The organism is Halarchaeum nitratireducens (genome assembly GCF_014647155.1).
Lineage (GTDB): Archaea > Halobacteriota > Halobacteria > Halobacteriales > Halobacteriaceae > Halarchaeum > Halarchaeum nitratireducens.
Map to the genome: position 1 here is coordinate 73,720 of NZ_BMOQ01000005.1, position 23,887 is coordinate 97,606.

Consider the following 23,887-nt stretch of genomic DNA (forward strand, 5'->3'; position numbering starts at 1 on the left):
AAAGCGTGATATACACGAGAGCTTGGATCGGCGAGAGGAGCAGTTGAACGAACGGCTCAAAGATGTTGCTACCGGTAAATCTCATCCACGAAACTGGAATAAGAGATTAAACGAGCCGAAAAGCTATCATATTGCAACTGTATTTATTGATATTGATCACTTCACTGAATATCTACTCAATAATGGGAAGAGGGCTACCCTGTATATGCTTGGTTTATTCATTCCAGAAGCGATGAGAGTTATTAATGAATACGATGGTTATTTTGAGAAAAATACGGGCGACGGATTGTTAGCTTACTTCGGTTTCGGCAAATCAGCGCAAGAATCAGTCTCTGACGTCCTTCAATATATCACGACGATCCGATGGGTCCTCTCTCATGAAGTGAATCCCCGGCTTGAAGAACTAAATGTTCAACCAGTCACCGTCAGCTCTGGTGCAGCGTACGGTGAAGCCTACCTCGCTGAAATTGGAACCCCCAGTCGTGATGCATCACTCAAACGCTTAACCGCTGTCTCCCCCCAAGTAAATACAGCGTTCCAGCTAGAAACACAAGCTGGTGATGATGAACACCTTGTCGGACCTGCGATTGAATACCATGCAGATGAAGATGATCAAGAGTACCTTCTTCTCGAGGATATTTACGATCAATATCAGTGGGCTAATCCCGAAACAGAGGAAATGGAGCCGTACGCGATCTACCGATACGGCGGCGAATGGATGGAAGATACGGTTCCTCTTGAGGAGGAGGTAGAGGGATGACTAATAGCTCGAATGAAACAAATCAGGGGGGAGACTTAGATTCCGATTTGACGGCTGCAGAGTTCAGTCAACTAGTTCGTGATCATCAAAATACGTATATTCGGGTTGCCGATCAGAAAGCTTCAATTCTGCTTTCGGGCCTCGTCGCATATCTCGGTCTCTCGCTAAGTGTTATTGGGACGAATATGGGCCAGAAGGGTATTCTATTTCTTATATTCGCTGGTGGTAGTGTTCTCTCGGCTCTTGTTGCGATTTACTTTGCTGCATCTGCTGTTTATCCGAATACACCATCAACGCCGCAGGGTCTAGTTATGTGGGAGTCAATCGTGGAGAAGGGTGAAGAGAGGTATCGAGATACGATTCGGTCAAAGACTTCTGAAGAGCTGCTTGACGAATTAATTGATGAGAACTACCAATTAGCTGCCGTTAACAATACAAAATATCAGCAGGTTCGTCTTGCCCTACTCTCAACCATCCCTACTGTCATATGCGGGATAATCACGATGCTACTGTTAATTGCTCCGTAAAAGTAAATCGGAGCGTACCATTCAATAATTTAGCCAAGCGTGTAGCAGGGCCGTTCCTCTTTCTTCGGCGGCGGCCCGACGCGCACCGGACCAGGAGCGGGGACGTCGTGTGTATTCAACTCGCCGTCGAGGTACAACTGGCCACTCGTCGTTATCTCGTACATCCGCGTGCCCGGCCAGAGCGGGCCGATGAGTCCCGCCTCGGAAAGTAGCCGGCATCGGTCCCAGATGCGTCTGCGGGACGAGGCAGACGGTAGAACCGCCGTCATCGTAGTCGGCGACGCCCACCGTGATTCCGCGAGATGTTCGAGGATACGCTCATCAACCGCCTGCATCCACGGTCCCGATCTGCGGACCGACATACTGGTTACACCCCGTTCGTCTCGCGCGACCCTGTGGGTGACGGGGTCGCGTCTGTGTTATTCTCGATCCATGCGCCCTTGCGAGCATCATACTCCCCTCTCAGATACCCCTCGCCCTCCTCTGTAATCTCGTATGCGCCGTTCCCGATTTCACGAACGAGACCGTGATCGGCGAGTCGGGAACACGTCCGTGAAACTGTCGAATCAGACGTGTCAATTGCTACATGGTCCGCGAGGTCGCCAACGGTATATCCTCCCTCAGCAGATAGGATTTCGAGGATTCTATCGGCCCAGATATTCATCCATTTCGCGCTCATTCTCATACCCCCATTATATCGTTGAGTGACCTATTTCCTGCCGGAATTTCGAATTTCGTCGCTAGAACTCCAATTCGTTACTTGGATAGAATATCGGTCCTTTATTTCATTTATGCATTTAGAGATTGTTTGTGCATCTGCGAAGTCGTCGCTGGTCGAAGATGACTCTGGTTGGTTGGTGAAGAACGGGACGCGCTGCAACGCGCCCCGAGGACGGTTTCGCAGATCTACAATGTCCGAAACCGACACTGTGCGGCCGAAGCCGCACGACCGACCGGAAGCACTGCCGACCGAAAAAGACCCCGACACGCCGTGTGCGGTGTGCGAGGTGCGCGCCGCCGCCGGCGTCCTACCGGACGGGCGAAGCGCCTGCCGCGTGTGTGCGTCGTTCGAGGGAGGTGCGGACGAATGACCCGCACGCATGAGTGGCACGACCTGACGGGCTTCCAGCGCGACGTCCTGCTCGTCGCGGCGTCCCTCGAGGACGGCGAGGAGCAGGTGTACGGGCTGGCCATCAACCGCGAACTGGAAGCGCGCTACGGTTGTCAGGTGAACCACGGTCGCCTCTACCCGAACCTCGACACGCTCGTCGAGGCGGGCTTCGTGGAGAAGTCCGCGCTCGACCGCCGGACGAACGAGTACCGCGTGACGCCGGCGGGCGCGTCGCTGCTCGACGTCGCCCACGACGAGATCGAGGACGCCCGCGACGGCATCGACGCGCGCGTCGTCGCGGACGGCGAGGGCTCGGAGGGAAAGCGATGAGTAACCCGATTTGCCGTGGTCAGCATCTCGGTGCCGGTCAGTTCTCCCACGACCCTGAGGAGATGTCGCGTCACGCCCTCGGCGATGGTGAAACGGGTCTTCGCTGCCCTGCGTGTGCGACCGTCATCGTCGATTCGGAGGTGGACGCATGAGCGGTGAATCCTCGAAGCGCGGGAGCTACGAGCGCCACGCGCCGGACTTGCCGCGTCGCTACTCGGTCTTCGAGACGTCGACGGGCGGGAAGCACGTCACGCTCGCGGCGCCCGCGCTCGACGCCATCGGCGCCGAGGTGGGCGACGAAGTCACCGTCCGCCGGAACGATGCGGGCGACGTCGTCCTCGAGGCCGACCCCGCAGAGGGACGCGACGAGTTCGTCCCGGCGAGCGACCTCGCCGACTGGGTGGGTGACGACGATGAGTAGCGAAACCGAACGCTTCGCAGACGTCACCGATATAGTCTCGAACGGTGGCCGCGATCCGGACGGCTCGGCGCGGATGCTGGGCCGGTGGACATTCCAGTACACTCCCGCTCGGCGCTTTGTCGAGGCGCGCCTACGCGGCCGTGTTCTCAACGCCTGCGCGGGGAAGACGAAGCTTAACCACGACGGCGAGATCGTCCGGAACGACCTGAACCCAGAGCGCGACGCTGACACGCATCACGACGTCGAGAGCATCGCGGACCACTTCGGCCAGCAATCCTTCGACACCGTCGTCTTCGACCCGCCGTTCGACCAGAAACAGGCCGACGAGAAGTACGATGGCCTCCACGCGAGCGACGTCTACTCCGCTCTCGACCAGTTCAACGAACTCGTCCGGCCCCGCGGGGCCGTTCTGACGTTCGGCTGGAACTCGTGGGGGATGCGGTCGTTCCCTGCCTTCGAACGCGAAGAGACCGTTCTTCTGCAGCGCGGTCCGATCCATCGCGACGTCATCGTCACGGTCGATCGTCGAACGAGCGCGACACTCCTCGCGCACGACTACGCCGGCGGAGTTCGTGAGGGAGATACGGGGGCCGACCGGTGAGCGACCGCGACACGCGACGCGACATCACGCCCGTGCAGGCCGCCGAGCGCTTCATCCGCAAGCGCGAGAACAAGAACACCGAGAACACGGTGCGGAGCTACCGCCAGCGGACGGAGGCGTTCGTGATGTGGGCGCACGAGCAGGGCATCGAGTCGATGCACGAACTCGACGGGTGGCTCATCGACGAGTACGAGCGTCACCTCGAGGAGCAGGGGAACGCGCCCGCGACGGTGAAGGGCAAACTGAGCGCGCTGAAGGAACTCCTGAAGTACTGCGCCGACATCGAGGTGGTCGACGAGGAGCTGCCGGAGAAGGTGACGCTCCCGCGTCTCTCGAAGGACGACCAGACGAACGACGACCTCCTCGCCGCCGACGACGCGCGCGGCCTGCTGGACTTCTACCGGGACAGCGTGAAGCACACGGGGACCGTCCAGCACGCGACGCTCGAAGTGCTGTGGCACGTCGGGTGTCGCACGAGCTGCCTTCGGTCGCTCGACGTGGGCGACTGGGACCCCGAGGAGCGCGTGCTTCGCTTCCGTCACCGGCCGCCGGAGACGCGCCTGAAGGACGGGAAGGAGCACGAGCGGAACGTCGCCGTCCCGAAGCCCGTCGCGGACGCCCTCGAGCTGTTCATCGCGCGCGAGCGCCCGGAGAAGCGCGACGACGCCGGGCGGAAGCCGCTCTTCTCGACCACGCACGGGCGTGCGAGCGAGACGAGCATCCAGTGCTGGGCGTATCAGGCGACCCAGCCCTGCATCTACGCGGGGTGTCCGCACAACCGCCGTCGCGACACCTGCGAGTACACGCAGCGCCAGCACGCGAGCAAGTGCCCGTCGTCGCGAAGCCCGCACGCGATTCGGACGGGGAGCATCACCTGGCAGTTGAACCAGGGGCTCAGCTACGTGAAGGTCGCGAAGCGCGTGGCGGCGAGCCCGGAGACGATCCGGCGCTACTACGACAAGCCCGACTTGGAGGAAGAGCTCGCGAGACGACGCCCGGAGACGGAACACCTCGACATCATGAACGACCTGACGACGGAGGACGAGAATGGCGCGTAAGACTCGGGAACTCGGTGGGATCGGTGGGTGTTCGAAAACACCCCGCGAGCCCTCCGGCCCCATTCTCCGTTTAGTAATTCCGGAATCCTCCGTCTCCTTCCGGTTACTTCACGTAAACCCGACTGTCGATATCTTTCTGCCAGGGTGGTCCGCGTGAGCGAAGCCGTCGAGAACGGCACATGCGCCTCCGGCGGAGCGTCTTGTATTTACACTCAGCCGGCCGTCACGACGTCGCGCCCATAGCTTCGTTCGGTGTGATAGCGTCGACGAACGTAGCTATGGACGAAGGAGACCATCTGGGAGGTTAGGCCCGTCCGTCGTACGTCGCGTCGGCAGACGTGTTGTCACGGTTGAACGACATGATCGTGGCGCGGATGACGTCGCCCTCGTTCACGGAGTCCGGCACGTCCTCGGTGAAGACGACGAACCCCTGCACCTTGCCGACGGCGACGCGCTCGCCGGAGTGGTGGTCGGTGAATTCGGTGACGCCGAACTCGTAGGTCTCGCCGATGTCGACGGGCGGATCGCGCTCCCGGGCGGCATCGTGGGCGCGCTCGGACTCGCGGACGTCGGCACTGGCGCGTGAACGCCACCAGATGACGGTGAGGATGAAGAGCGCGACGACGGCGGCGGCGAGTAACACGGGCGGGAGCGAAGCCATATCGGCCACCTCGCGCGGCCCGTACTTATCCTCAGCGGCTCAGGCGGGGTCGTTGGTGAGGAGGAGCGCACCGAAGAGGAGTTGGAAGAGCGCGCCGACGGGGACGTGGAGGCCGGCGAAGCCGGTCGCGTAGATGGCGTAGCCGGTGGCGAGATAGCCCAGGCCGGTACAACAGAGCGCGGCACCGACGGGCCGTGCGGGCCGGTCGACGCGCGCGACGACGTCGTCCTCGCGGACGTAGAAGTAGAGGCTGAAGGCGAGGAGACAGAGGGAGGCGAGGGAAACGACGGTCCAAACGAGATAGCCGGTGTAGATGGTCGTCCCGGTCTGAAACTGGTAGGCGTTGAGCGAGAGCGCGAACGTGAGTTCGCTGGCGGGGCTCGTCAGGTCGGCGAGTCGCCGGAGTTGGAAGAAGGGCCAGCGGACGAAGAGGAGTGAGACGCCGGGGCCGGGGAGCGTGGCGTACGCGACTTCCCACGGGAGGAGGGTGCTGACCCAGACGAAGACGACGGCGAGCGGATTTTCGTACTCGGGGGCGGTCCAGCGTGGCATCGTACCCGGCTATCCGAGACGGGGGCTTAAGCGTGTCCGCCGACGCGCGCGGATCGGCGGGGGCGGACGGTCCGTCAGGCTTTATTGCGCGCGCTCGAAGTGGCGACATGGATCGACTGAAGCGCTCGTTACTCGACGCGCCGATCATCGAGAAGGACGGCTATCACTACTTCGTCCACCCGATCAGCGACGGCGTGCCGATGCTGGAGCCCGAGCTCCTCCGCGAGATCACGATCCGCCTTATCCGGAAGGCGGACCTCGACGACGTGGACAAGATCGTAACGCCGGCGGCGATGGGCATCCACATCTCGACGGCGCTCTCCCTGATGACGGACATCCCGCTCGTCGTCATCCGCAAGCGCGAGTACGGCCTCGACGACGAGGTGTCGCTCACCCAGCAGACGGGCTACTCCGAGTCCGAGATGTACATCAACGACGTGCAGGAGGGCGACCGAGTCGTCGTCCTCGACGACGTGCTCTCGACGGGCGGGACGCTACGCGCGATCACGGATGCCCTCGAACACGTCGGCGCGGACGTCGCGGACGTCCTCGCGGTCATCAAGAAGGCGGGGCCGAACGACCTCGACGGGACGGACGTCGACGTGAAGACGTTGATCAACGTCGACGTCGTCGACGGCGAGGTCGTCATCACGGACGAGCACGGCGACGGATAGCGACGAGCGCGCTCTCATTCGGGAGCGGCGTTGCGGTGAGAGGAGGGGGTTGACGTGTGCGGCGCGCCAACGACCGCTCGAATGCCGCCGCTCCCGGACTCGTTCCTGTTCCTCGGCTTACTCTCACTCCCGGAGTCGGTCCGCGGGCCGCTGTGCGCGTTCGCGGCGCTCGTCGGCGTCGTCGCGCTCGTGTGTGGGTACGCGCTCGCCGGGTTCGGCGCGGCGCTCGCCGCCGGCGTCACCGCCTACGGAACGGTCCCGCTCCGGGTGAGCCTCCCGATCGTCGCCCTCGGGTGTGCCCTTCTCACGATGGCGTACGGCTGTTGGCGGCTGTTTCGGCGTCTCCTCGAATAGCGGAGAGTCGGTAGCTACGCGTCGCGCTCGCTCGACACCGGGTCGTGACAGGTGACGGTGCTGCCGTCGACGGTCCGTTCGGCGGGCGCCTCGCGCGCGCAGGCGGTTTCGACGACGCCGCGGAGCGCCGCTTCCGCCGCCTCGTCGTCGCCGCGAACGATCGCCGCGGCGGCGGCGTCGAGCGCGGCGCGTTCGTCCCGGCCGAGGTCGAGGGCATCGGGGTCGACGCGCGTCCCACCGGAGTCGCGCTCGGACGCGGTCCGGTGAGCGCGTGGCAGGTCGAGGACGAGGCCGTGCGCGAGGACGGCGTCGGCGTCGGCGTGACCGTCGAGGACCGGATCGCGTTCCGCGACGCGGCGGCGGAAGCGGAGGGCGCGGCGGAAGGCGTCGCGGCTCCCGCTCCAGTCGTCGGGCGGGACGACGCGCGGACAGCGGAGGTGGAACCGGCACCCGGAGGGCGGGTCGTCGGCGTCGGTGACGGCGGGCGTGACGTCCGCGTGGCGGCGTTCGGTCGTCGGATCGAGCGTCGGCGTAGCGTCGCGGAGCGCGGCCGTATAGGGGTGGTGCGGGTCGGCGAGGACGGTCGCGGCGGGCCCGCGCTCGACGACGCGGCCGCGGTAGAGGACGGCGACGCGGTCGCAGACGCCGCGGACGAGGCGGTAATCGTGGCTGACGAGGACGTATGTGAGACCGTAGTCGGCTTGGAGGTCCGCGAGTCGGGCGAGGACGGCCGCGCGGGTGCGCGCGTCGAGCATCGAGACGGGCTCGTCGAGGACGATCACGTCCGGGTCGGAAGCGAGCGCGCGGGCGAGCGCGACGCGCTGGTGTTCGCCACCGGAGAGCTCCCGGGGACGCGCGTCGACGTAGGCGTCGGTGGGGGTGAGGCCGACGTCCGCGAGGACCCGCCGGACGCGCTCGCGGCGCGCCGGACCGTCCAGACGGCCGACGAGGGGCTCGGCGACGGTTCGCCCGACGGGCACGGTCGGGTTCAGGCTCTCGTAGGGGTCCTGAAACACCGGCTGGACGCGCGCGCGGAACGCGCGCTCCTCGCTTCCGGTGTGCGCGTGAACGTCGCGGCCGTCGAAGCGGACGGTTCCGGCGCTCGGCGCGTCGAGGGCGACGAGGAGGCGACAGAGCGTGGTCTTCCCCGCTCCCGATTCGCCGAGCAGGCCGTACGTCTCGCTGCGTTCGACGCGCAGCGAGACATCGTCGAGCGCGCGGACGGGGTCGGGATCGCGCCCGCGCAGGACGTCGAGGAGGGTGCGCTCGCCGCCGTAGGCCTTCGACACGCCGTCGAGTTCGATCAGTCCCACGCGCCACCTCCGAGGCGCCACGCATCGCGGAGCGCGGCCGTGTGGGGGTTCGTCGGCTCGCCGAGCACCGCCTCCGTCGGCCCGGTCTCGACCACCCGGCCGTCGTGGAGGACGGCGAGGCGCGTCGCGGTCTCGGCGAGCGCGGCGAGGTCGTGACTGACGAGGAGGACGGCGGCGTCGAGCGACGCGATGTCGTCGAGGATGCGATCGCGCGTCACGGCGTCGAGCCCCGTCGTCGGTTCGTCGGCGACGATCAACGCGGGATCGCACGCGAGCGCCATGGCGAGGACGGCGCGCTGGCGTTCGCCACCCGAGAGTTCGTGCGGGCGATCGCCCGCCCGTGTCGCACCGAGGCCGAGGCGATCGAGGGCGTCACGGGCGCGCCGGCCCGCGTCCGCGTCGGAGTCGTGTCGCCGGACGGCCTCGCGGATCTGCGCGCCGACGGTGTACGCGGGATCGAGGGCACCCATCGCGCGCTGGGGGACGAGGGCGATCTCGGCCCACCGGAGGTCTCGCAGGTGTCCGTCGGGGAGCGCGAGTAGGTCCGTGGCGCCGTCCGCGCGCACCGGGGACGCGTCGTCGGCGACGACCGCCGCACGCGGTGTCCCGTCGGGGTTCGCCCACGCCGGCGGCACGGCGTCGAGCCACGCGCGGCCGCGGACGACCCCGCCGGCGTCGTCGAGGAGGCCGACGAGCGCGCGGGCGAGCGTGGTCTTGCCGGAGCCGGACTCGCCGAGCAGGCCGTACGTCTCGCCGCGTTCGACGCGCAGCGAGACGTCGTCGAGCGCGCGGACGGGGTCGGGATCAGCGCCGCCGGCGGACGGCCGATAGCGGACCGTGAGGGAGTCGATGTCGAGGAGCATCAGTCGGCACCCGTGACGTCCTCGACGGCGTGCCCGACGTAGTAGAAGGCGGCGACGAGGGACGCGATGGCGAGGCCGGGCGGGAGGAGCCACCACGGCGCGTCGAAGACGTGCCCGGTCGCCTGCACCTGCTGGAGCAACACCCCCCACGAGGCCGTCGTGACGTCCGCGAGGCCGAGGTACGCGAGGGTGGCGTGGGCGAGGATCGCGGTCGCGGCGTCCTGCACGAGCAGGACCGCGGCGACGGGGAGGACGTCCGGGAGGACGTGTCTGGCGACGATCCGGTGGGCGGGGAGACCGGCGGCCCGCGCGGCGTCGACGTAGGTGCGCCGGACGAGCGACAGCGTCGTTCCGCGGACGACGACGCAGTTGTTCAGCCACGACGTCGCGGCGATGGCGAGGACGACGGTGGTCGTCGAGGCCCCGCGAATGGCGACGAGGACGATGACGAAGGGGAGGAACGGCACGCCGTAGAGGACGTCGACGACGCGCTGGATCGCCTCGTCCACCCAGCCGCCGTAGTAGCCGCTGCAGAGGCCGAGCGGGACGCCGACGAGCGAGGAGAGGAGCGCCGCGGCTAGACCGACGAGGAGCGCGGTGCGCGCGCCGTAGACGAGCTCGGTGAAGACGCCGTGGCCGGACGCCGTGGTTCCCAGCGGGGCGAAGAAGGGATCGCCGAACGCCGGCGGGTGCGGGAGGGAGCGCGATTGGGCGAGCGTGAGGCGGCCGTCGCCCGTCCCGACGTACGCCACCCACTCGGGGTCGTGGGGGGCGACGACGTCCGGGGCGAGCGCGCAGCACGTGACGACGCCGAGGACGACCGTCCCGACGAGGGCGAGGGGATTCGTCAGGAACCGGCGGAGCGCCCGGCGCGCCCGCGGCGACACGGCGCTCGCGTCGCGGTCTGCGGCGCGGCCCGTCATTCGTCGCGCCCTCCGAGCGAGATCCGCGGATCGAGGTACGTGTAGACGACGTCGAGACAGAGGCGGACGACGACGACGACGACGGCGACGAGGAAGAACGCGGCCTGCGCGAGCGGGTAGTCGCGGTCGAGAACGGCCGTGACGATCAGTCGTCCCATCCCCGGCCACGAGAAGACGGTCTCGGTGACGACGGCCCCGTCGACGAGGAAAGCGAGGGCGATCGCGGCGCTCGTCGTGACGGGAACGAGGGCGTTGCGACCGGCGTGCTTGAAGAGGACCGTGCGCTCGCGCAGCCCCTTCGCCCGCGCGAGGTCAACGTAGTCGGCGCGCATGGCGTCGCGCATCGCGGGGCGGACGAGCAGCGCCGCGCCGACCCACCCGACCGCGGCGACCGACAGGAGGGGGAGCGCGAGGTGCCGGAGGAAGTCGAGGGCGACGGGGAGGGGCGCGGGGGCGAAGGCGGGGAACTGCGTCACCATGTTGGCGCTCGGGAGCCACCCCAGTCGGTGGTCGAAGAGCCAGACGAGGAGCCACGCGACCCAGAAGACCGGCGTGGCGTAGACGAACAGCGAGACGGCGAGGGCGAGCGTCCCGCCGCGGGCGTCGCGGTACCAGCCGAGCACCATCCCCACGAGCGGGCCGACGACGTAGCAGGCGAGGAGGGCCGCACCGAAGAGGACGAGCGTGCGCGGGAGGCGGCGCGCGAGCACGTCGGCGACGGGCGCGTGCATCGTCGGCGACCAGCCGAACTGCCCGGTCTGATAGTTGAGGAGGAAGCGGCCGTACTGCACCCAGAGGGGATCGTGGACGCCCCACGCGGCCTCCAAGCGCGCGAGCTGTGCGGTGGTCATCCCCGGCGTCGTCATCGCGCTCACGAACGACCCGGGCATCGCGCGCAGGAGGACGAAGAGGAGCGTCATGACGACGAGGAGGGTGGCGTACGCGACGGCGAGGCGGCGGACGAGGTAGGCCGCGCCGACGCGCGTCACGCGCACCACCCGCTCGACTGGCGGCCCGACCGCCGCGGCACGACGGGACGACGACCCCGGCGCGGACGGGCGGTGGATCGCTGACGACGAGTGCGGCGACACGGGGCCGCGGGCTCGCCCACGCGTCTCACCTCCGCGGCCTGAGTTGCGCGAGCTCGGTCGCGAGGTTCGTGGAGCCGGGCCCGGGGATGTCGGCGACGTAGTTCGTCCACGCGTCGGTGTCGAGGGGCCATCGAATCCGCGGATACTCGGTCACCATCACGGGGGCGTCGAGGTAGATCCGTTCGACCGCGCGGCGCGCGAGGGCGTTGCGCCGTTCGCCGTCGGTCTCGCGGAGCGCGCGCTCGATGAGGTCGTTCGCGCTCGCGTGCGCGGCGAGCCCGTATCCCGTGGGGTTGTTCGCACGGACGGCGTCGTCGCCCGCGGGATCGGCGTTGTCGCCGTGAAAGAGCGAGTAGAGCGACGTGACGGCGAACGGCGAGAGGTCGCCGACGCTCAGCGGGTAGACGTCGAACGCCTCGCGGGCGTAGACGGCCTCGACCATCGCGGTGAGGCTCAACACGGTTCGGGTCGCCGGGATCCCGAGCCGTCCGAGCGCCTCGATCCAGGCCGACGTCATCGCCGAACGCTCGGGCGAGCGCGACGCCGGCGTGATGAGGAATTCGAGCGGACCGCCGAGCAGGTCCGGGATCGTCCGGCCGTCGACGCGGAGTTCGACGTCCGTGTCCGCGTCCGCGAGCGCGTCGGATCGCACCGGTCCGAAGGTGTAGTCGTGGCGCGCGCCGCGCTGGCTCGCGCGGACGCCCGTGAGACTCCCGGGGTACGACCGGCCCGCGTACGTCCCGGGTTCGCCCGTGATCGGTTCGCCGCTCGTGAGGAAGTCGCGGACGGCCGCGACGTCGAGGGCGGCGCCGTCGTCGCGCCCGCGATAGGCGTAGGCCTCCGTGGCGGGGTCGGCGAGGACCGCGGCGTCCGCGTCCGTCTCCGGGCGGACGGCGGTGTATCCCGGCGGGACGACGAAGTCGCCACGCGTGACGTAGCCGTCGTGGAGTTCGGTGACGTAGTGGTAGTCGTCGAAGGCGAAGGCGAGCGCCTGCCGGAAGAGGAGGTCGTCGAGCGGTTCGCGCCGGAGGTTGAAGCCGTAGTAGCCGTAGCCGGTCGCGGACCCCTCGACGAGCGTCTTGTCGGCCGCAGACTCGATCTCCGGGAGGGAGGCGGTGGCGGCCGTCCGGTAGATCGCGTCGATCTCGTCGTCGAGGAACGCGCGCTGGAGGGCGGCGTCGGAGCCGTACACGCGGACGCGGAGCTCGTCGAGGAACGGTCCGCCCGCGTCGAGGACGTCGTGGTCGCGGCGCCAGTCGAGCGAGGAGAGGACGTACTCGTCCGAATCGCGGAAGGCGAGCGACGCGGACGTGTCGGGGTCGTAGGTGGTGACGCGCCCGGGGCCGAGACCGACGGGGCCGCCGCGTTCCGAGGAGCGGTAGCGGCGGTAGTCGTCGACGTCGCTCCAGACGTGCTCGGGGAGGATCGGGAGCGCGAGCGTGCTGCTCGCGTACGTCCCGACGGGCTCGGAGAGGCGGAGACGGACGTCCCAGTCGTCGGGCGCGCGCTCGACGGCGGTGATCGCGGAGACGACCGGGAGATAACGCGCCGGGCGCTGTCGGCGGAGGTAGCGGTAGGTGAACAGGACGTCCGCGACGGTGAGCGGCGTCCCGTCGGTGAACGTGAGACCGTCGCGGACCGCGACGTCGATGGCGGGACGGGCGTCGGCGCCGTCCGCGCCCGTGATCCGCCAGTCAGTGAAGACGTTCGGGCGGACGTCGAACGTCACGGGATCGACCACGGTGCCGCTCTCGTACACCAGATCGAGGAGGATCCACGAGTGCGAGGAGGCGGTGGCGAGCGGGTTCAGGCCGGCGAACGATCCGCTCGTCCCGAGCGCGAACGTCGCTGCCGATGACGTCGCGTCGTCGCCGAAACAGCCGGCGAGGGAGAACGTCGCCGCGCCCGCGCCGGCCGCGAGGAACCGGCGTCGCGTCGGAGCCGCCCCATCGACCATGTTCCTACAACACGACCCCCTCGGGATATAAACGTCGCGTCGACGCTGGCGGGGGAGGCGGGTCACGCGCGGTGGCCGAAGCGGCGAGCGTCGCACACGAAGTCACGGTTAACCCCGGTGCGCCCGAAGTTGACGACGCCATGACGTCCGTACTGTTCGTCGTTAGCGAGGAGGGATATTGGGGCGAAGAGTGTATCGAGCCGCTCACGACGCTCGACGAGCGCGGCGCCGAGATCACGGTGGCGACGCCGACCGGGAACCCGCCGGTCGTCGACGAGCGTTCGGTCGACCCGGAGAACGTCGGCGAGGAGACCGCCGCGTGGGTGACGGAGGTCGACGAGACCGACGAGCGCCTGAACGATCCCGAGCCGATCGCGGCGGTCGAGGCGGCCGACTACGACGCGGTCGTCTTCCCCGGCGGCCACGGCACCGCGTGGGACGTGAATCAGGACCGCGACGCGAGACGCCTCCTCCGTGAGCAGGTCGCGGGCGGGGACGGGAAGGCGCTCGTCGTCTGCCACGCCGTCGGCATCCTCGCGTTCGCGCGCGACGCCGACGGCGACTTCGTCGTGGCCGGCCGCGACGTCACCGGCTTCCCGAACGAGTGGGAGGAGGGAATCGTCGACGAGCACGACCTGATGCCGGACGGCCGCAAGCTCCCCTACTGGGTCGAGGACGAGGTCGTCGCGGCCGGCGCGAACTGGGACGCCGAACTCGACGCCGACACCTCGGTCACCGTCGACGGCGACCTCGTGACCGCGCGCGGCCCGGAGTCCTCCGCCGACGCCGCCGCGACCTTCGCGGACGAACTCGGTCTCTGAGGGAGAGAAAAACCCGCACACGGCACCGGGCTTCGCAAGCCTTATCCGCAGGAGGGCGTTACGAAGAATCAGCGGGTTGGGATAGCCAGGAGATTCCGCCGGGCTCATAACCCGGAGATCGGTAGTTCAAATCTACCACCCGCTATCTCCGTTCTCTGATTCGTCGTTCCCCGAATCGGTCTCGTCCCTCACTCGCGAAGTCACCGACTCGTCGCCGCGATGAGCGGCGAGGATCGCACGGGCGTTCTACTCGATCGTCAGCGACGTCTGCGACTCGGTGACGACCGTGACGTCCTCGGCGTCGACGGTCTCGACGTCGAGCCAGTGGGGGACGTAGTTTCGCTTCTCGTAGTCCTCGAGCTCGTCCCGCTCACCCATGACGCACCAGAGCTGGACGCGTTCGGGGCCGTGCCAGTCGCCGTTTCGGGTGACGCCGAAGAGGACCTTCTCCGCGCCGTCGTGCTCAATGACCGCGCCGTTGCGCACGCCGGGATCCCCGTGGATGATGAGCCGCTTCATGCGCGCCGGTTCAGCGGGCCGCCGATTAAAGCCATCGCACTGGTGGCGCTATCGCTCGTGGCGGGCGATGGCGACGTGGACCCCGATGCCGACGAGCGAGACGAGGAGGGCGAACGGCACGGCGAGTGTGAGGAAGAAGGGGTGGAGGGTGCCTGCGACTACACTGCCGGTCGCGGGATAGGTCGTGAGGGCCGCGACGACGCCGACGGAGAGGGCGACGGCGAGCGCGCTCGCGCGCACCGTCCGTCGGTCGTCGCGGACGAGTCTGACGCCGCCGGAGGCGACGAGACCGAACGGGGCGCCGAAGAGGAGCGCGTAGACGCCGCCCACGCCGACCGTCGGGAGACCGTAGGCGGCGAGGACGGCGAGTTCCGCGCGGACGCCCGGGAGTGTCGCGCCCGCGGACGCGAACGTCACGAGGCCGGGGGAGACGCCGGCGTCGCCCGCGCCGGTCGAGTCGTTCCAGCGGAGCGTCGCGCCGCCGTCCGCGACGGCCATCGCGTCCGGGCGATCGACGACCCGGTAGCCCGCGGGCGCGTCGACGGTCACGTCCGCGTCGCCCGGGTAGTAGTCGTTGGTGTAGTCGGCGAACGGCGCGAAGAGAACCCCGCCGCCCGCCTCATGGACGACGCCGTCGAGACGATACGTGACGACGAGCGTGTCGTTCTCGACGTGCGAGGCGAGAGCGTGGGTGTCGCGGCCGAACCGATGGTCGAATTGGGCGGCGATGACGGCCCTGCGGCGGCTCTCGTTCGCTCGGAGGGCATCGGCGGCGTCGGGGTCGGTGAGCGTCGCGCGTTCGGTCCAGACGCTCGACCCGTTCGCGGCGACGGCGACGTTCACGGTGACGTCGGTCGTCTCCGTGGGCGGACCGGTCCCGGGCGCACGCGCGTCACCGCCGAACCCGTCGAAGCCCGAGACGGGCTGTGGCGGTGGGCGCGCAGCGGCGGGCGTCACGACGACGGCGAGCACCGCGACGAGGAGGACACAACCGAGGAGAGCGCGGCGGCGGACCATACCGAGCGGTGTGTCAGCCGACGGCAAATAACTACGGCCGTGTGAAGCGACGGCCACACCGTCGCGTGGTCGGGGGCGAACCGTGTCCATTTTAAGCGTCGGAGTCGAACCGAGGGACAACAGAGCTGATTCGCTATGGAGATGCCACGACGCTTCAACACCTACTGTCCGCACTGCCACGAACACCACGAGCACGAGGTCGAGAAGGTCCGTTCGGGCCGCACCTCGGGCATGACCAAGGTCCAGGGCCGCCAGCGCGAGCGCCAGACCTCCCGCATCGGGAACTCCGGGAAGTTCTCGAAGGTGCCGGGTGGGGACAAGCCCACGAAGAAGACGGACCTCAAGTACCGCTGCAGCGAGTGTGGCAACGCCCACCTCCGCGAGGGATGGCGCGCCGGCAAGCTGGAGTTCCAGGAGTAACGATGTCCGGGAACTTCTTCCGCGTCCGCTGTCCGGATTGTGAGAACGAACAGGTCGTCTTCGAGAAGGCCTCCTCGACGGTCGCGTGCGCCGTCTGCGGGACGACGCTCGCGCGCCCGACCGGCGGGAAGGCAACCATCGAAGCCGAGGTCACGGAGACCGTCGAGGCCCGATGAAGTACGAGGGCTGGCCCGAGCCCGGCGAACTCGTCGTCGGGAAGGTCGACGAGATCGAGGACTTCGGCGTCTTCGTCGACTTGGAGGAGTACCGCGATAAGCGCGGGCTGGTCCACATCAGCGAGGTCGCATCCGGCTGGATCAAGAACGTTCGGGACCACGTCCGCGAGGACCAAACGGTCGTCGCCAAGGTCCTCGACGTCGACACGTCGTCCAAGCAGATCGACCTCTCGATCAAGGACGTCAACGACCACCAGCGCTCCGACGCGATCCAGGAGTGGAAGAACGAACAGAAGGCCGACAAGTGGATGGAGCTGGCCTTCGGCGAGGAGATGGCGGACGATCGCTTCCGTGCGGTCGCCAACGAACTCGTCGCCGAGTTCGGGTCGCTCTATGACGGCTTCGAGCAGGCCGCCATCCACGGCGAGGAGGCCCTGGAGCCGTGCGACCTCGACGACGACGACGTCGACGCGATCGTCAGCACGGCGCGCGAGAACGTCTCCGTTCCGTACGTCACGGTGACGGGGTACGTGCACCTCGAATCGCCGTCGCCGGCCGGCGTCGACGACATCAAGTCCGCGCTCCGGGCCGCGGAGGGCGACGCGGACAGCGTCCCCGACGAGGCCGAACTCGAAGTGACGTACGTCGGCGCGCCCGAGTACCGCGTGCGCGTCGAAGCGCCGAACTACAAGACGGCGGAGACGGAGCTCGAGGCCGCCGCCGGGCGCGCGACCGAGGACGTCGAAGCGCACGGCGGGACGGGCGAGTTCCACCGCGAGCGGCAACTCGAAGAAGAGGCGTAGGGCCGTGCACGCGGACATCCGTCTCTGCCGCGCGCACGAACGCCCCGTCTACACCCTTTCTGAGACGTGTCCGGAGTGCGGCGAGCGGACGGAGAACTCGGCGCCCGCGCCGTTCGATCCCGACGACCCGTACGGCGAGTACCGACGCAAACTTAAGCGCCGCGCACGCGAGTAAGTCGCATGGACGAAGTCGACATCGAGGTCGTCGCGGACGTCGAGTTGGACGACCCGGTCCTCATCGAGGGGCTCCCCGGGGTCGGCCACGTCGGGAAACTCGTCGCCGAACACCTCATCGAGGAGGGCGGGGGGACGCTCGTCCGCCGGGTGTTCTCGGAGGCGTTCCCGCCGCAGGTGACGGTCGACAAGGACGGTGTCGCCTCGCTGGCCGACGCGACGTTCCACGCGATCGAGACCGAGGGGCGTGACCTCCTCGTGCTCACCGGTGACCACCAGGCCGCCGACAACCGCGGACACTACCGACTGACGGACGCGTTCCTCGACGTCGCCGCCGACTTCGGCACCGAGGAGGTGTACGCGCTCGGCGGCGTGCCGACGGGCGAACTCGTCGAGGACCACGCGGTCGTGGGCGCGGTCTCGAACGACGAGCGCAAGGCGTCCCTCGAAGAGGTCGGCGTCGAGTTCCGAGCGGAGGAGCCCGCGGGTGGCATCGTCGGTACCTCCGGGCTGCTCGTCGGCCTCGGCGGCCGGCGCGGCTTCGACGCGGCGTGTCTGATGGGCGAGACGTCGGGCTACCTCGTCGACCCGAAGAGCGCGCGCGTCGTCCTCGAAACGCTCGAAGACCTCCTCGGGTTCGCGGTGGACTACGAGGCGCTCGACGAACGGGCCGACGAGATGGAGGACGTCGTCGAGCAGATGCAACAGATGGAGAGCGGGCCGAGCGCGGGCGGCGACGAGGACCTACGCTACATCGGCTAACGGGCGGTGTGCTCGGACCGCGGTGGGTCGGGACTCGCCGACCGTGGCGTCGAGTTCCGGGAGCGTAGGGAGTCGGGACCGGTCCGTCTTCGCTACGTGATGTCCGCGACCTCGTAGCGGGCGTCGGCGTCGCGCAGCGGGTCGGTGACGCGGCCGACGGTGTCGGCGGTGGCGACGACGACGACGTCGAGGCCGCGGCTGGTGGCCTCGGCGGCCACCTCGCCGACGGCGAACGTGACCGCGGGGGGGCGATCGACCTTTCGGAGGGCGACGACGGCCTCGACGCCGGCGGCGAGGACGAGGTCGACGTCGGCGATGGCGTCCCGGAGCGCATCGAGGTCGACGGCGTCGCTCCCGCCGGTTCGGACGGGCGGGAGTTGATAGACGGTGACGCGACCGGGCTCGAGGTCGATGATGCCCTCGAAGCCGGTGACGCCGACGTCGTCGCCGGCCGCGGCGTCGGTCGTGGCGACGCCGGAGGCCGATCCCTCGCCGCCCGGGTCGGCGTGGAGCAGGCCGTCGCGCATCGTGAGCGTGACCGCGTCGCCGGCGTCGACGTCGTCGAGGGCGATGGCGGCGTCCTCGTGAACGCTCCCGAGGACGTCCTCGGTGACGCGATCCGCGTAGCGCCGGACGTCGTCGGCGGTGCGCAACAGCCAGTCGACGCCCTCCTTGGTGACACGGTAGCGCGAGCGCCCCTCCTTCTCCACGAGGCCGTCGTCGACGAGGTCGCGGATGTACTCGCTGACGGCCTGCGTCGTGACGCCGACGGCGTCGGCGATCTCCCCTTGGCTGACCGCGGGCTGGCGGTCCGCGATCTCGACGAGCACGCGGAACCGCGTCGCGGTCCGTTTGTCCGCGAGGACGTCGGTCATACGCGACACCTCGGTGCTGGGCGTCAAAGAGCCACCGGTCCCGAAAGGCAGGGCTTAACGCGCGCGTCGTTCACGACTCAGGCATGGAGACGAACCCGGCGTTCACGGGCGCGCGGTGTACGGCCTGCGACGCGACGGTCGACGGCGACGACGTGGCGGGACGCTGTCCGTCGTGCGGGGGCGTACTCGACGCGGCCTACGAGCTCGACGCGGTCGATCTCGAACCGACGACGCTCGCGGCGCGCACGACCCGTTCGCAGTGGCGCTACCACGAGCTCCTCCCGTTCTCCCCCGAGGCGGCGGTGACGACGATGGAGGGCGGGACGCCGCTCGTGCCGGTGCCGTCGCTGGCCGAAGAACTCGGCGTCGCCGCCGTCTACGTGAAGGACGAGGGACGGAACCCGACGGGAACGATCGACGATCGGGGGCAGTCGGTGGCGGTGACGGCGGCGAAGCGCGCCGGCGCGAGCGACGTGGCGCTCGCCTCGACGGGCGACGACGGGCAGTCCGCGGCGGCGTACGCGGCCCGCGCCGGCCTCGACAGCCACACGTTCGTCCCGTCGCGCGCGACCTTCACGAACAAGGCGATGGTGAACGTTCACGGCGGGGACATGTCGGTCGTCGAGGGACGCATCGACGCCGCGGCGTCGGCGTTCGCGGACGCGGTCGCCGAGCACGACGAGTGGCACCCCGTACAGGCGCTCTCGACACCGTACCCCCACGAGGGGCTGAAGACGGCGTACGTCGAGATCGCCGAGGCACTCGACTGGGAGACGCCGGATCGCGTGATCCACCCGACCGGCCGCGGCGCCGGACTCCACGCCTTTCGCAAGGCCGCGCGCGAACTCGACGCGCTCGGACTCGCGTCGGGGACGCCGAAGCTCTACGCCGCGCAGGCCGAGGGGTGTGCCCCGATCGTCCGCGCGTTCGAGGAGGGCCGCGAGGCGTACGAGCCGTGGGACGCCCCGGACACCATCTGCGGACGCATCGAGATCCCCGACCCCGCGGGTGGGAACCTCGCGCTCGACGCGATCCGCGAGACGGGCGGTGGGGCCGTCGCGGCGCCCGACCCCGAGACGCTGGAGGGGGCGACGTCACTCGCGGGGACCGCCGGACTCGAACTCTCCGCGTCGAGCGGGACCGCGGTCGCGGCCGCTTACGCGCTCGCCGAACGCGGCGAGCTCGACGCCGATGACACGCTCGTCCTCGTCAACGCGGGAGCGGGGAGCAAGGACGACGACGTCCTGCGCTCGCACCTGATGAGCAAGGGGATCTAGCGGACGGCAACCCTAAGTCTTAGACGCATCTAACTCGGGACAGTGATGCTGAGCGACGTGATGGAAGACTACCTGAAAGCGATCTACGTCCTCCAACGCGAAGGCGAGCCGCCGGTCCGGACGTCCGATCTCGCGGAGTACCTCGGCGTGACGCCGCCGACGGTGACGAGCATGGTGGAGAAACTCGACGAGCGCGACCTCATCGTCCGCGAGAAGTACAAGGGCGTCGAGCTCAGCGAGGAGGGCGAAACGGTCGCGCTCGAAGTGCTACGCCACCATCGGCTCCTCGAATCCTACCTCGCCGAGCACCTCGACTACGACTGGAGCGAGGTCCACGAGGAGGCCGACGCGCTCGAACACCACATCAGTGAGGCGTTCGAACGCCGCGTCGCCGACGCACTCGGCGAACCCGCGGTCGACCCGCACGGCGATCCGATCCCCACCGCGGAGCTCACGCCGCTCGCCGACGACGACACCGGGGTGCTCGCCGACGCCGAGGAAGGCGACACCGTCACCGTCGCGCGCGTCAGCGACCGCGACGACGAACACCTCCGGTACCTCGCGGAGCGGGGCATCGAACCCGGTGCCGAACTCGACGTGGTCGCCATCGCGCCGATCGACATGGTGACGGTGCGCGTCGACGGCCGAGACGTCCACCTACCGACGTCGATCGCGGCGAGTATTCGCGTCGAATCGACCGCGGAGGCGGCGGCGTAGCGCGCCGCGGACGCCGCACGCGTCGTCCGCGTTCGCGTCGCACGCCCCGCACATCTCACAGAGGACAGATCGATCGCCGTCCGACGGTTTTTTCGCACATCGCGTCCGCGTATGCGCCATGTCCGGCCTCGTGTCGCTCGTCGCCGGGATCGCGCTCGGCCTCTCGCTCGCCGCGCCCCCCGGCCCGATGAACGCCCTCATCGCCCAGGAGTCGGTGGTGCGCGGGTGGCGTGCGGGGTTCCGCGCCGGGCTCGGCGCCATGACCGCGGACGCCTGTTTCTTCGCGCTCGCGTACGCCGGCGTCGTGGCCTTCATCAGACACGCGCCGACGCTCCAGGCCGCGATGAAGGCGGTCGGTGGCCTCCTCCTCTGCTACTTCGCGTACGGGGCGGTGAAGAGCGCGCGCGAGGGTGCCGCGGAGACCGAGTCGGGTGCGGGCTTCCGCAAGACGTTCCTCGCGGCGCTCACGAATCCGATGCAGATAATCTGGTGGCTGACCGCCGGCGTCGCACTCCTCGACCCCGGGACCGTGTCGGCCTTCGGCTACACCGTCGGCGTGACGAACGGCGCGCTCACCGTAATCGGGTTCTTCTGCGGGATCCTCCTCTGGATCACCGGGTTCCCGGCGCTGTTGCGCGTCGCGGGCGACGCGATCGACACGCTCGAACGCGTCGTCGGGTACGGGAGCGCCGTCGTGCTCTGCGCCTTCGGGCTGTGGTTCCTCTTCGACGCCGTCTAACGCTCCGTTTCGGGCTCGGCGTCCATCCGTGGGACTTCCGTGTCGAGCCACTCGCGGAACCACCGGACGCGCTTGAGTCGCTGGTGGGCGATCGACTCCGCGGCGTCGCTGTGGACGCGGTTTCGAGCCTCCTCACCGCGTTCGAGGACGCGCGTCACCATCTCCGCCGCGTCCATGTGCGTGCGCGCCTCGTACCCCATCCGGAGGAGCATCAGGGCGATCCCGTTCGCGCCGACCTTATCGAGCATGTCCGCCTCGACGAGACAGCGGCTCTCGAGGTCGAGCGATTCGAGGTCCCCGGTCTCCGAGTGCGACGCGACGGCGCGACAGACGCGATCAACGAACGATGGAGGGTACTCACCGTGCGTCTCGAGGTACTGGCGGGCGACGCGTGCGCCCTCCTCCGCGTGGACCTCCTGTTCGGCGTCGAGTTTGGCGATATCGTGGAAGAGCGCGGCGACGCGCACGACGTCGACGTCCGCGCCCTCGCGCTCCGCGATGGTGCTCGCCAGCTCGCGGACGTTGCAGATGTGGTTGAAGCGATACTCGGCGGAGTGCCACGGGTACCAGCGCATCCGGCCGCCGTCCTCCTCGTTCTCGACGCTCGCGCTGAGGTAGTCGTAGACGAAGGCCTCCATCGACGCGAGTTCGTCGGCGGTGAGCGCGGACTCCTTTATCTCGACACCCATCGCCTCACCTCCGGCGGGGGTTCGTGTCGCGTTGTCATTGTTACGTCAATAGACGCCTGTTTCGCTCTTTAGCCTTTTGCAGGCGCCGACGCCCGCACGCGGGCGTCTCAGACGTCCGTCTCGGCGCGCACGCCGGGCTTGAGCGCGTCCTCGACCGCGGCCTCGCAGGTCAACATCGCCTCCGTTCGGTCGTCGCCCTCGACCGCGACGCTCTCGACGACGCGCCAGCCGTCGTCCTCGTGGACGACCCCCTTCACCCAGTCCGCGGCGGCGAGCACGAGCGACTCGGTGACGACCACGGGTTCGTTGTCGTCGGCGCGCACCGCTTCCTCGCGCTCGACGGGAACGACGAGGTCGAAGGCGTCGGCGTCGTTCAGCGCGGCGACTTCGGTGGTCGTGAGCGGGCGATCCGGGAGCGAGGAGAGAGCGGACATGAACACGAGAAGGCGAGGCGTGCGCTAAACCGTTACGCTCGGGCGCCTCACTCGAGGGAGAGAGTCGGCGGCTCGCCGTTCCACCCGTAGGAGAGGACGACGAACGCGACTGCGAGGACGCCGGCGAGGGCGAATCCGGTACGGAGCAGTTTCCACGTGGCACGAAATACGTGCATATCCGAACGGAGAGACAGGAGCGTGATAACCGCCCCGGTTCGCGCGGCGGACGAGTCGGTGACGTCGTCACCGGCGCCTCCCTCAACGTCTACGGGTGGGCGTGTCCACCGCGCCACTCTCGACGACGAACTGGGACCCGGGGGCGCCGAGATCTCGAAGATCGTCGACGCACCCGATTAGCGGTAGGTGTCTGAATAGTCCCGGGCGGATTCGAACCGCCGTCAACGGCTTTCTTCCGTACCGGCCGGAACCGAATACGACCAAAGGCCGCTATGATTGGCCACTACACCACGGGACTTCATGTCGGTAGTGGCTCGTGCACTACTAAGGAGTTACTCTTCGGACCGATATACCGCGAGATCGCCGCTCTCGACTCGGCGGTGACACGGCCGGTAGAGGGTGACGACGTTGTCGAGCGTGTGCGCGTCCGCCGGTGTATCGAAGTCGCGGGCCCGTTCCGTTCGATGTGGTGGACGTCGGGCTCCCGGCCGAGAGTCTCGACGCCGTCGCCACAGAGACAACACGCGTGGCCGTCGCGTTCGAGTGCCTCGCGCCGGATCGCCCACCGCCCGTCGCCGTAGCGAAGTGGGCCGCCCTCCCACTGGTGGTAGTCCTCACCGACGACGTTCTCCGACAACCACGACCCATAGCAGTCGAGGGTACAGAACGGCCCGCGCGTCGCCCCGTCCAACCGCGACGGCACGACGGACGGGGAGGTATCGCAGTACGTACACGCGGTGTCTACGCGCTCGCGTTCGGCCGGGTTCTCGGGCAACAACCCCTCGGCGGCCTCGACGCACGCCGAGCAGTAGACGCCGTCCTCGTCCGAGGGGTAGTAGTCGAACTCGTCGCCGCAGACGCGACACGTCGCGGCCTCCGTCGCGTCGCGGTAGTTGCCGTTGTACTCGCCGGCGTTCGGGTTGCAGTCGTCGCAGAGGTCCCGCTGCGACTCGGGGTCGTAGGACTCGACGCTACAGCCCTACAGGTCCGGTTCGGGAGCGGGTCACCGTGAACCTTCGTGTGATGCCGACGGACGCCGCGCTCCGTGGCGAGCGTGTCGCCGCACGTCGGACAGTCGATGGGGGAGTGGA

The 23,887-nt window shown here is 68.3% G+C and carries 31 protein-coding genes, 2 tRNA genes and 1 pseudogene; 18 read left to right on the forward strand and 16 right to left on the reverse strand.

Annotated elements, in window-relative coordinates; translation table 11 throughout:
- Positions 1 to 43: 43 nt before the first annotated feature.
- Both IEX91_RS09375 and IEX91_RS09380 read left to right on the forward strand, forming a co-directional pair.
- Positions 44 to 760 carry an adenylate/guanylate cyclase domain-containing protein gene (locus tag IEX91_RS09375; protein WP_188878560.1) on the forward strand — a complete coding sequence of 239 codons (717 nt, stop codon included), beginning with the start codon at positions 44 to 46 and terminating at the stop codon, positions 758 to 760.
- The gene (locus IEX91_RS09380; protein ID WP_188878562.1) at positions 757 to 1,287 is read left to right on the forward strand and encodes a Pycsar system effector family protein; all 531 of its coding nucleotides are present in this window, start codon (positions 757 to 759) and stop codon (positions 1,285 to 1,287) included. The genes IEX91_RS09375 and IEX91_RS09380 overlap by 4 nt, the downstream gene beginning before the upstream one ends.
- Positions 1,288 to 1,654: 367 nt before the next feature.
- Here IEX91_RS09380 and IEX91_RS09385 read toward each other — a convergent pair whose 3' ends face one another.
- A complete protein-coding gene (locus IEX91_RS09385) occupies positions 1,655 to 1,966 on the reverse strand; it encodes a winged helix-turn-helix domain-containing protein (protein WP_229772838.1) in 312 nt (103 codons plus the stop codon).
- 408 nt (positions 1,967 to 2,374) lie between these two features.
- On the opposite strand from IEX91_RS09385, the gene IEX91_RS09390 reads away from it, so the two are divergent.
- From IEX91_RS09390 to IEX91_RS09405, 4 genes are all read left to right on the forward strand, one after another.
- Positions 2,375 to 2,728 (forward strand): PadR family transcriptional regulator, encoded by a 354-nt coding sequence (locus IEX91_RS09390; RefSeq protein WP_188878565.1) that lies wholly within the window; start codon positions 2,375 to 2,377, stop codon positions 2,726 to 2,728.
- 148 nt (positions 2,729 to 2,876) lie between these two features.
- Positions 2,877 to 3,149 (forward strand): hypothetical protein, encoded by a 273-nt coding sequence (locus IEX91_RS09395; RefSeq protein WP_188878566.1) that lies wholly within the window; start codon positions 2,877 to 2,879, stop codon positions 3,147 to 3,149.
- Positions 3,142 to 3,750, forward strand: a complete 609-nt coding sequence (locus IEX91_RS09400) for a hypothetical protein (protein ID WP_188878567.1) — start codon at positions 3,142 to 3,144, stop codon at positions 3,748 to 3,750. The genes IEX91_RS09395 and IEX91_RS09400 overlap by 8 nt, the downstream gene beginning before the upstream one ends.
- A complete protein-coding gene (locus IEX91_RS09405) occupies positions 3,747 to 4,808 on the forward strand; it encodes a tyrosine-type recombinase/integrase (RefSeq protein WP_188878568.1) in 1,062 nt (353 codons plus the stop codon). The genes IEX91_RS09400 and IEX91_RS09405 overlap by 4 nt, the downstream gene beginning before the upstream one ends.
- A gap of 304 nt (positions 4,809 to 5,112) precedes the next feature.
- Here IEX91_RS09405 and IEX91_RS09410 read toward each other — a convergent pair whose 3' ends face one another.
- Both IEX91_RS09410 and IEX91_RS09415 read right to left on the reverse strand, forming a co-directional pair.
- The gene (locus IEX91_RS09410) at positions 5,113 to 5,469 is read right to left on the reverse strand and encodes a hypothetical protein (protein ID WP_188878569.1); all 357 of its coding nucleotides are present in this window, start codon (positions 5,467 to 5,469) and stop codon (positions 5,113 to 5,115) included.
- Between the two features lie 39 nt (positions 5,470 to 5,508).
- On the reverse strand, positions 5,509 to 6,021 hold the full coding sequence (locus tag IEX91_RS09415; protein WP_188878570.1) for a DUF7549 family protein: 513 nt from the start codon (positions 6,019 to 6,021) through the stop codon (positions 5,509 to 5,511).
- A 107-nt stretch (positions 6,022 to 6,128) separates the two neighbouring features.
- On the opposite strand from IEX91_RS09415, the gene hpt reads away from it, so the two are divergent.
- Together hpt and IEX91_RS09425 are read left to right on the forward strand one after the other, a co-directional pair.
- On the forward strand, positions 6,129 to 6,695 hold the full coding sequence (gene hpt, locus IEX91_RS09420; protein ID WP_188878571.1) for a hypoxanthine/guanine phosphoribosyltransferase: 567 nt from the start codon (positions 6,129 to 6,131) through the stop codon (positions 6,693 to 6,695).
- Positions 6,696 to 6,776: 81 nt separating this feature from the next.
- Positions 6,777 to 7,049: a hypothetical protein gene (locus IEX91_RS09425; protein ID WP_188878573.1), complete on the forward strand. Its 273-nt coding sequence runs from the start codon at positions 6,777 to 6,779 to the stop codon at positions 7,047 to 7,049.
- 14 nt (positions 7,050 to 7,063) lie between these two features.
- Here the strand turns inward: IEX91_RS09425 and IEX91_RS09430 are convergent, their stop codons facing one another.
- The 5 genes from IEX91_RS09430 to IEX91_RS09450 form a co-directional block, all read right to left on the reverse strand.
- Positions 7,064 to 8,362, reverse strand: a complete 1,299-nt coding sequence (locus IEX91_RS09430) for an oligopeptide/dipeptide ABC transporter ATP-binding protein (RefSeq protein ID WP_188878574.1) — start codon at positions 8,360 to 8,362, stop codon at positions 7,064 to 7,066.
- Positions 8,353 to 9,225, reverse strand: coding sequence for an ABC transporter ATP-binding protein (locus tag IEX91_RS09435; RefSeq protein ID WP_188878575.1), 873 nt, complete (start codon positions 9,223 to 9,225; stop codon positions 8,353 to 8,355). Before IEX91_RS09435 ends, IEX91_RS09430 begins: the two co-directional genes overlap by 10 nt.
- Positions 9,225 to 10,148 (reverse strand): ABC transporter permease, encoded by a 924-nt coding sequence (locus tag IEX91_RS09440; protein ID WP_188878576.1) that lies wholly within the window; start codon positions 10,146 to 10,148, stop codon positions 9,225 to 9,227. Before IEX91_RS09440 ends, IEX91_RS09435 begins: the two co-directional genes overlap by 1 nt.
- Positions 10,145 to 11,137: an ABC transporter permease gene (locus IEX91_RS09445; RefSeq protein ID WP_229772839.1), complete on the reverse strand. Its 993-nt coding sequence runs from the start codon at positions 11,135 to 11,137 to the stop codon at positions 10,145 to 10,147. The genes IEX91_RS09440 and IEX91_RS09445 overlap by 4 nt, the downstream gene beginning before the upstream one ends.
- 127 nt (positions 11,138 to 11,264) lie before the next feature.
- On the reverse strand, positions 11,265 to 13,196 hold the full coding sequence (locus IEX91_RS09450; RefSeq protein WP_188878578.1) for an ABC transporter substrate-binding protein: 1,932 nt from the start codon (positions 13,194 to 13,196) through the stop codon (positions 11,265 to 11,267).
- Positions 13,197 to 13,336: 140 nt separating this feature from the next.
- Between IEX91_RS09450 and IEX91_RS09455 the strand changes: the two genes are divergently transcribed.
- Both IEX91_RS09455 and IEX91_RS09460 read left to right on the forward strand, forming a co-directional pair.
- The gene (locus tag IEX91_RS09455) at positions 13,337 to 14,017 is read left to right on the forward strand and encodes a type 1 glutamine amidotransferase domain-containing protein (RefSeq protein ID WP_188878579.1); all 681 of its coding nucleotides are present in this window, start codon (positions 13,337 to 13,339) and stop codon (positions 14,015 to 14,017) included.
- Positions 14,018 to 14,087: 70 nt separating this feature from the next.
- Positions 14,088 to 14,162 (forward strand) — tRNA-Met (locus IEX91_RS09460).
- Between the two features lie 101 nt (positions 14,163 to 14,263).
- Here the strand turns inward: IEX91_RS09460 and IEX91_RS09465 are convergent.
- Both IEX91_RS09465 and IEX91_RS09470 read right to left on the reverse strand, forming a co-directional pair.
- Positions 14,264 to 14,536 carry an HAH_0734 family protein gene (locus tag IEX91_RS09465; protein WP_188878581.1) on the reverse strand — a complete coding sequence of 91 codons (273 nt, stop codon included), beginning with the start codon at positions 14,534 to 14,536 and terminating at the stop codon, positions 14,264 to 14,266.
- Positions 14,537 to 14,584: 48 nt separating this feature from the next.
- Positions 14,585 to 15,553, reverse strand: a complete 969-nt coding sequence (locus tag IEX91_RS09470) for a hypothetical protein (protein ID WP_188878582.1) — start codon at positions 15,551 to 15,553, stop codon at positions 14,585 to 14,587.
- Positions 15,554 to 15,688: 135 nt separating this feature from the next.
- Here IEX91_RS09470 and IEX91_RS09475 point away from each other — a divergent pair, with 135 nt between their 5' ends.
- The 5 genes from IEX91_RS09475 to IEX91_RS09495 are packed head-to-tail and all read left to right on the forward strand — an operon-like array spanning position 15,689 to position 17,888.
- On the forward strand, positions 15,689 to 15,973 hold the full coding sequence (locus IEX91_RS09475) for a 50S ribosomal protein L44e (RefSeq protein ID WP_188872706.1): 285 nt from the start codon (positions 15,689 to 15,691) through the stop codon (positions 15,971 to 15,973).
- A 2-nt stretch (positions 15,974 to 15,975) separates the two neighbouring features.
- Positions 15,976 to 16,149 (forward strand): 30S ribosomal protein S27e, encoded by a 174-nt coding sequence (locus IEX91_RS09480; protein WP_188878583.1) that lies wholly within the window; start codon positions 15,976 to 15,978, stop codon positions 16,147 to 16,149.
- The gene (locus IEX91_RS09485; RefSeq protein WP_188878584.1) at positions 16,146 to 16,952 is read left to right on the forward strand and encodes a translation initiation factor IF-2 subunit alpha; all 807 of its coding nucleotides are present in this window, start codon (positions 16,146 to 16,148) and stop codon (positions 16,950 to 16,952) included. Before IEX91_RS09480 ends, IEX91_RS09485 begins: the two co-directional genes overlap by 4 nt.
- 4 nt (positions 16,953 to 16,956) lie before the next feature.
- Positions 16,957 to 17,127, forward strand: a complete 171-nt coding sequence (locus IEX91_RS09490; RefSeq protein WP_188878585.1) for an RNA-protein complex protein Nop10 — start codon at positions 16,957 to 16,959, stop codon at positions 17,125 to 17,127.
- A 5-nt stretch (positions 17,128 to 17,132) separates the two neighbouring features.
- Positions 17,133 to 17,888 carry a proteasome assembly chaperone family protein gene (locus IEX91_RS09495; protein ID WP_188878586.1) on the forward strand — a complete coding sequence of 252 codons (756 nt, stop codon included), beginning with the start codon at positions 17,133 to 17,135 and terminating at the stop codon, positions 17,886 to 17,888.
- A gap of 92 nt (positions 17,889 to 17,980) precedes the next feature.
- On the opposite strand, the gene IEX91_RS09500 is transcribed toward IEX91_RS09495, so the two are convergent.
- A complete protein-coding gene (locus tag IEX91_RS09500) occupies positions 17,981 to 18,763 on the reverse strand; it encodes a DUF7839 domain-containing protein (RefSeq protein WP_188878588.1) in 783 nt (260 codons plus the stop codon).
- An 83-nt stretch (positions 18,764 to 18,846) separates the two neighbouring features.
- Between IEX91_RS09500 and IEX91_RS09505 the strand changes: the two genes are divergently transcribed.
- The 3 genes from IEX91_RS09505 (at position 18,847) to IEX91_RS09515 (ending at position 21,496) form a co-directional block, all read left to right on the forward strand.
- Positions 18,847 to 20,040 (forward strand): threonine synthase, encoded by a 1,194-nt coding sequence (locus IEX91_RS09505; protein WP_188878589.1) that lies wholly within the window; start codon positions 18,847 to 18,849, stop codon positions 20,038 to 20,040.
- Between the two features lie 45 nt (positions 20,041 to 20,085).
- A complete protein-coding gene (locus IEX91_RS09510) occupies positions 20,086 to 20,757 on the forward strand; it encodes a metal-dependent transcriptional regulator (RefSeq protein WP_188878590.1) in 672 nt (223 codons plus the stop codon).
- A gap of 118 nt (positions 20,758 to 20,875) precedes the next feature.
- Positions 20,876 to 21,496 carry a LysE family translocator gene (locus IEX91_RS09515; protein ID WP_188878591.1) on the forward strand — a complete coding sequence of 207 codons (621 nt, stop codon included), beginning with the start codon at positions 20,876 to 20,878 and terminating at the stop codon, positions 21,494 to 21,496.
- On the opposite strand, the gene IEX91_RS09520 is transcribed toward IEX91_RS09515, so the two are convergent.
- The 5 genes and pseudogenes from IEX91_RS09520 to IEX91_RS16745 form a co-directional block, all read right to left on the reverse strand.
- Positions 21,493 to 22,185: an HD domain-containing protein gene (locus IEX91_RS09520; protein ID WP_188878592.1), complete on the reverse strand. Its 693-nt coding sequence runs from the start codon at positions 22,183 to 22,185 to the stop codon at positions 21,493 to 21,495. The genes IEX91_RS09515 and IEX91_RS09520 overlap by 4 nt on opposite strands.
- A gap of 107 nt (positions 22,186 to 22,292) precedes the next feature.
- Complete coding sequence (locus IEX91_RS09525) at positions 22,293 to 22,619, reverse strand: hypothetical protein (RefSeq protein ID WP_188878593.1); 327 nt, start codon at positions 22,617 to 22,619, stop codon at positions 22,293 to 22,295.
- A gap of 47 nt (positions 22,620 to 22,666) precedes the next feature.
- Entirely contained in the window at positions 22,667 to 22,795 is a 129-nt protein-coding gene (locus IEX91_RS16520; RefSeq protein ID WP_268238689.1) for a hypothetical protein, read from the reverse strand.
- A 196-nt stretch (positions 22,796 to 22,991) separates the two neighbouring features.
- Positions 22,992 to 23,094 (reverse strand) — tRNA-Gln (locus IEX91_RS09530).
- A 34-nt stretch (positions 23,095 to 23,128) separates the two neighbouring features.
- Positions 23,129 to 23,876: pseudogene (locus IEX91_RS16745) on the reverse strand (HNH endonuclease).
- Between the last annotated feature and the right edge of the window lie 11 nt (positions 23,877 to 23,887).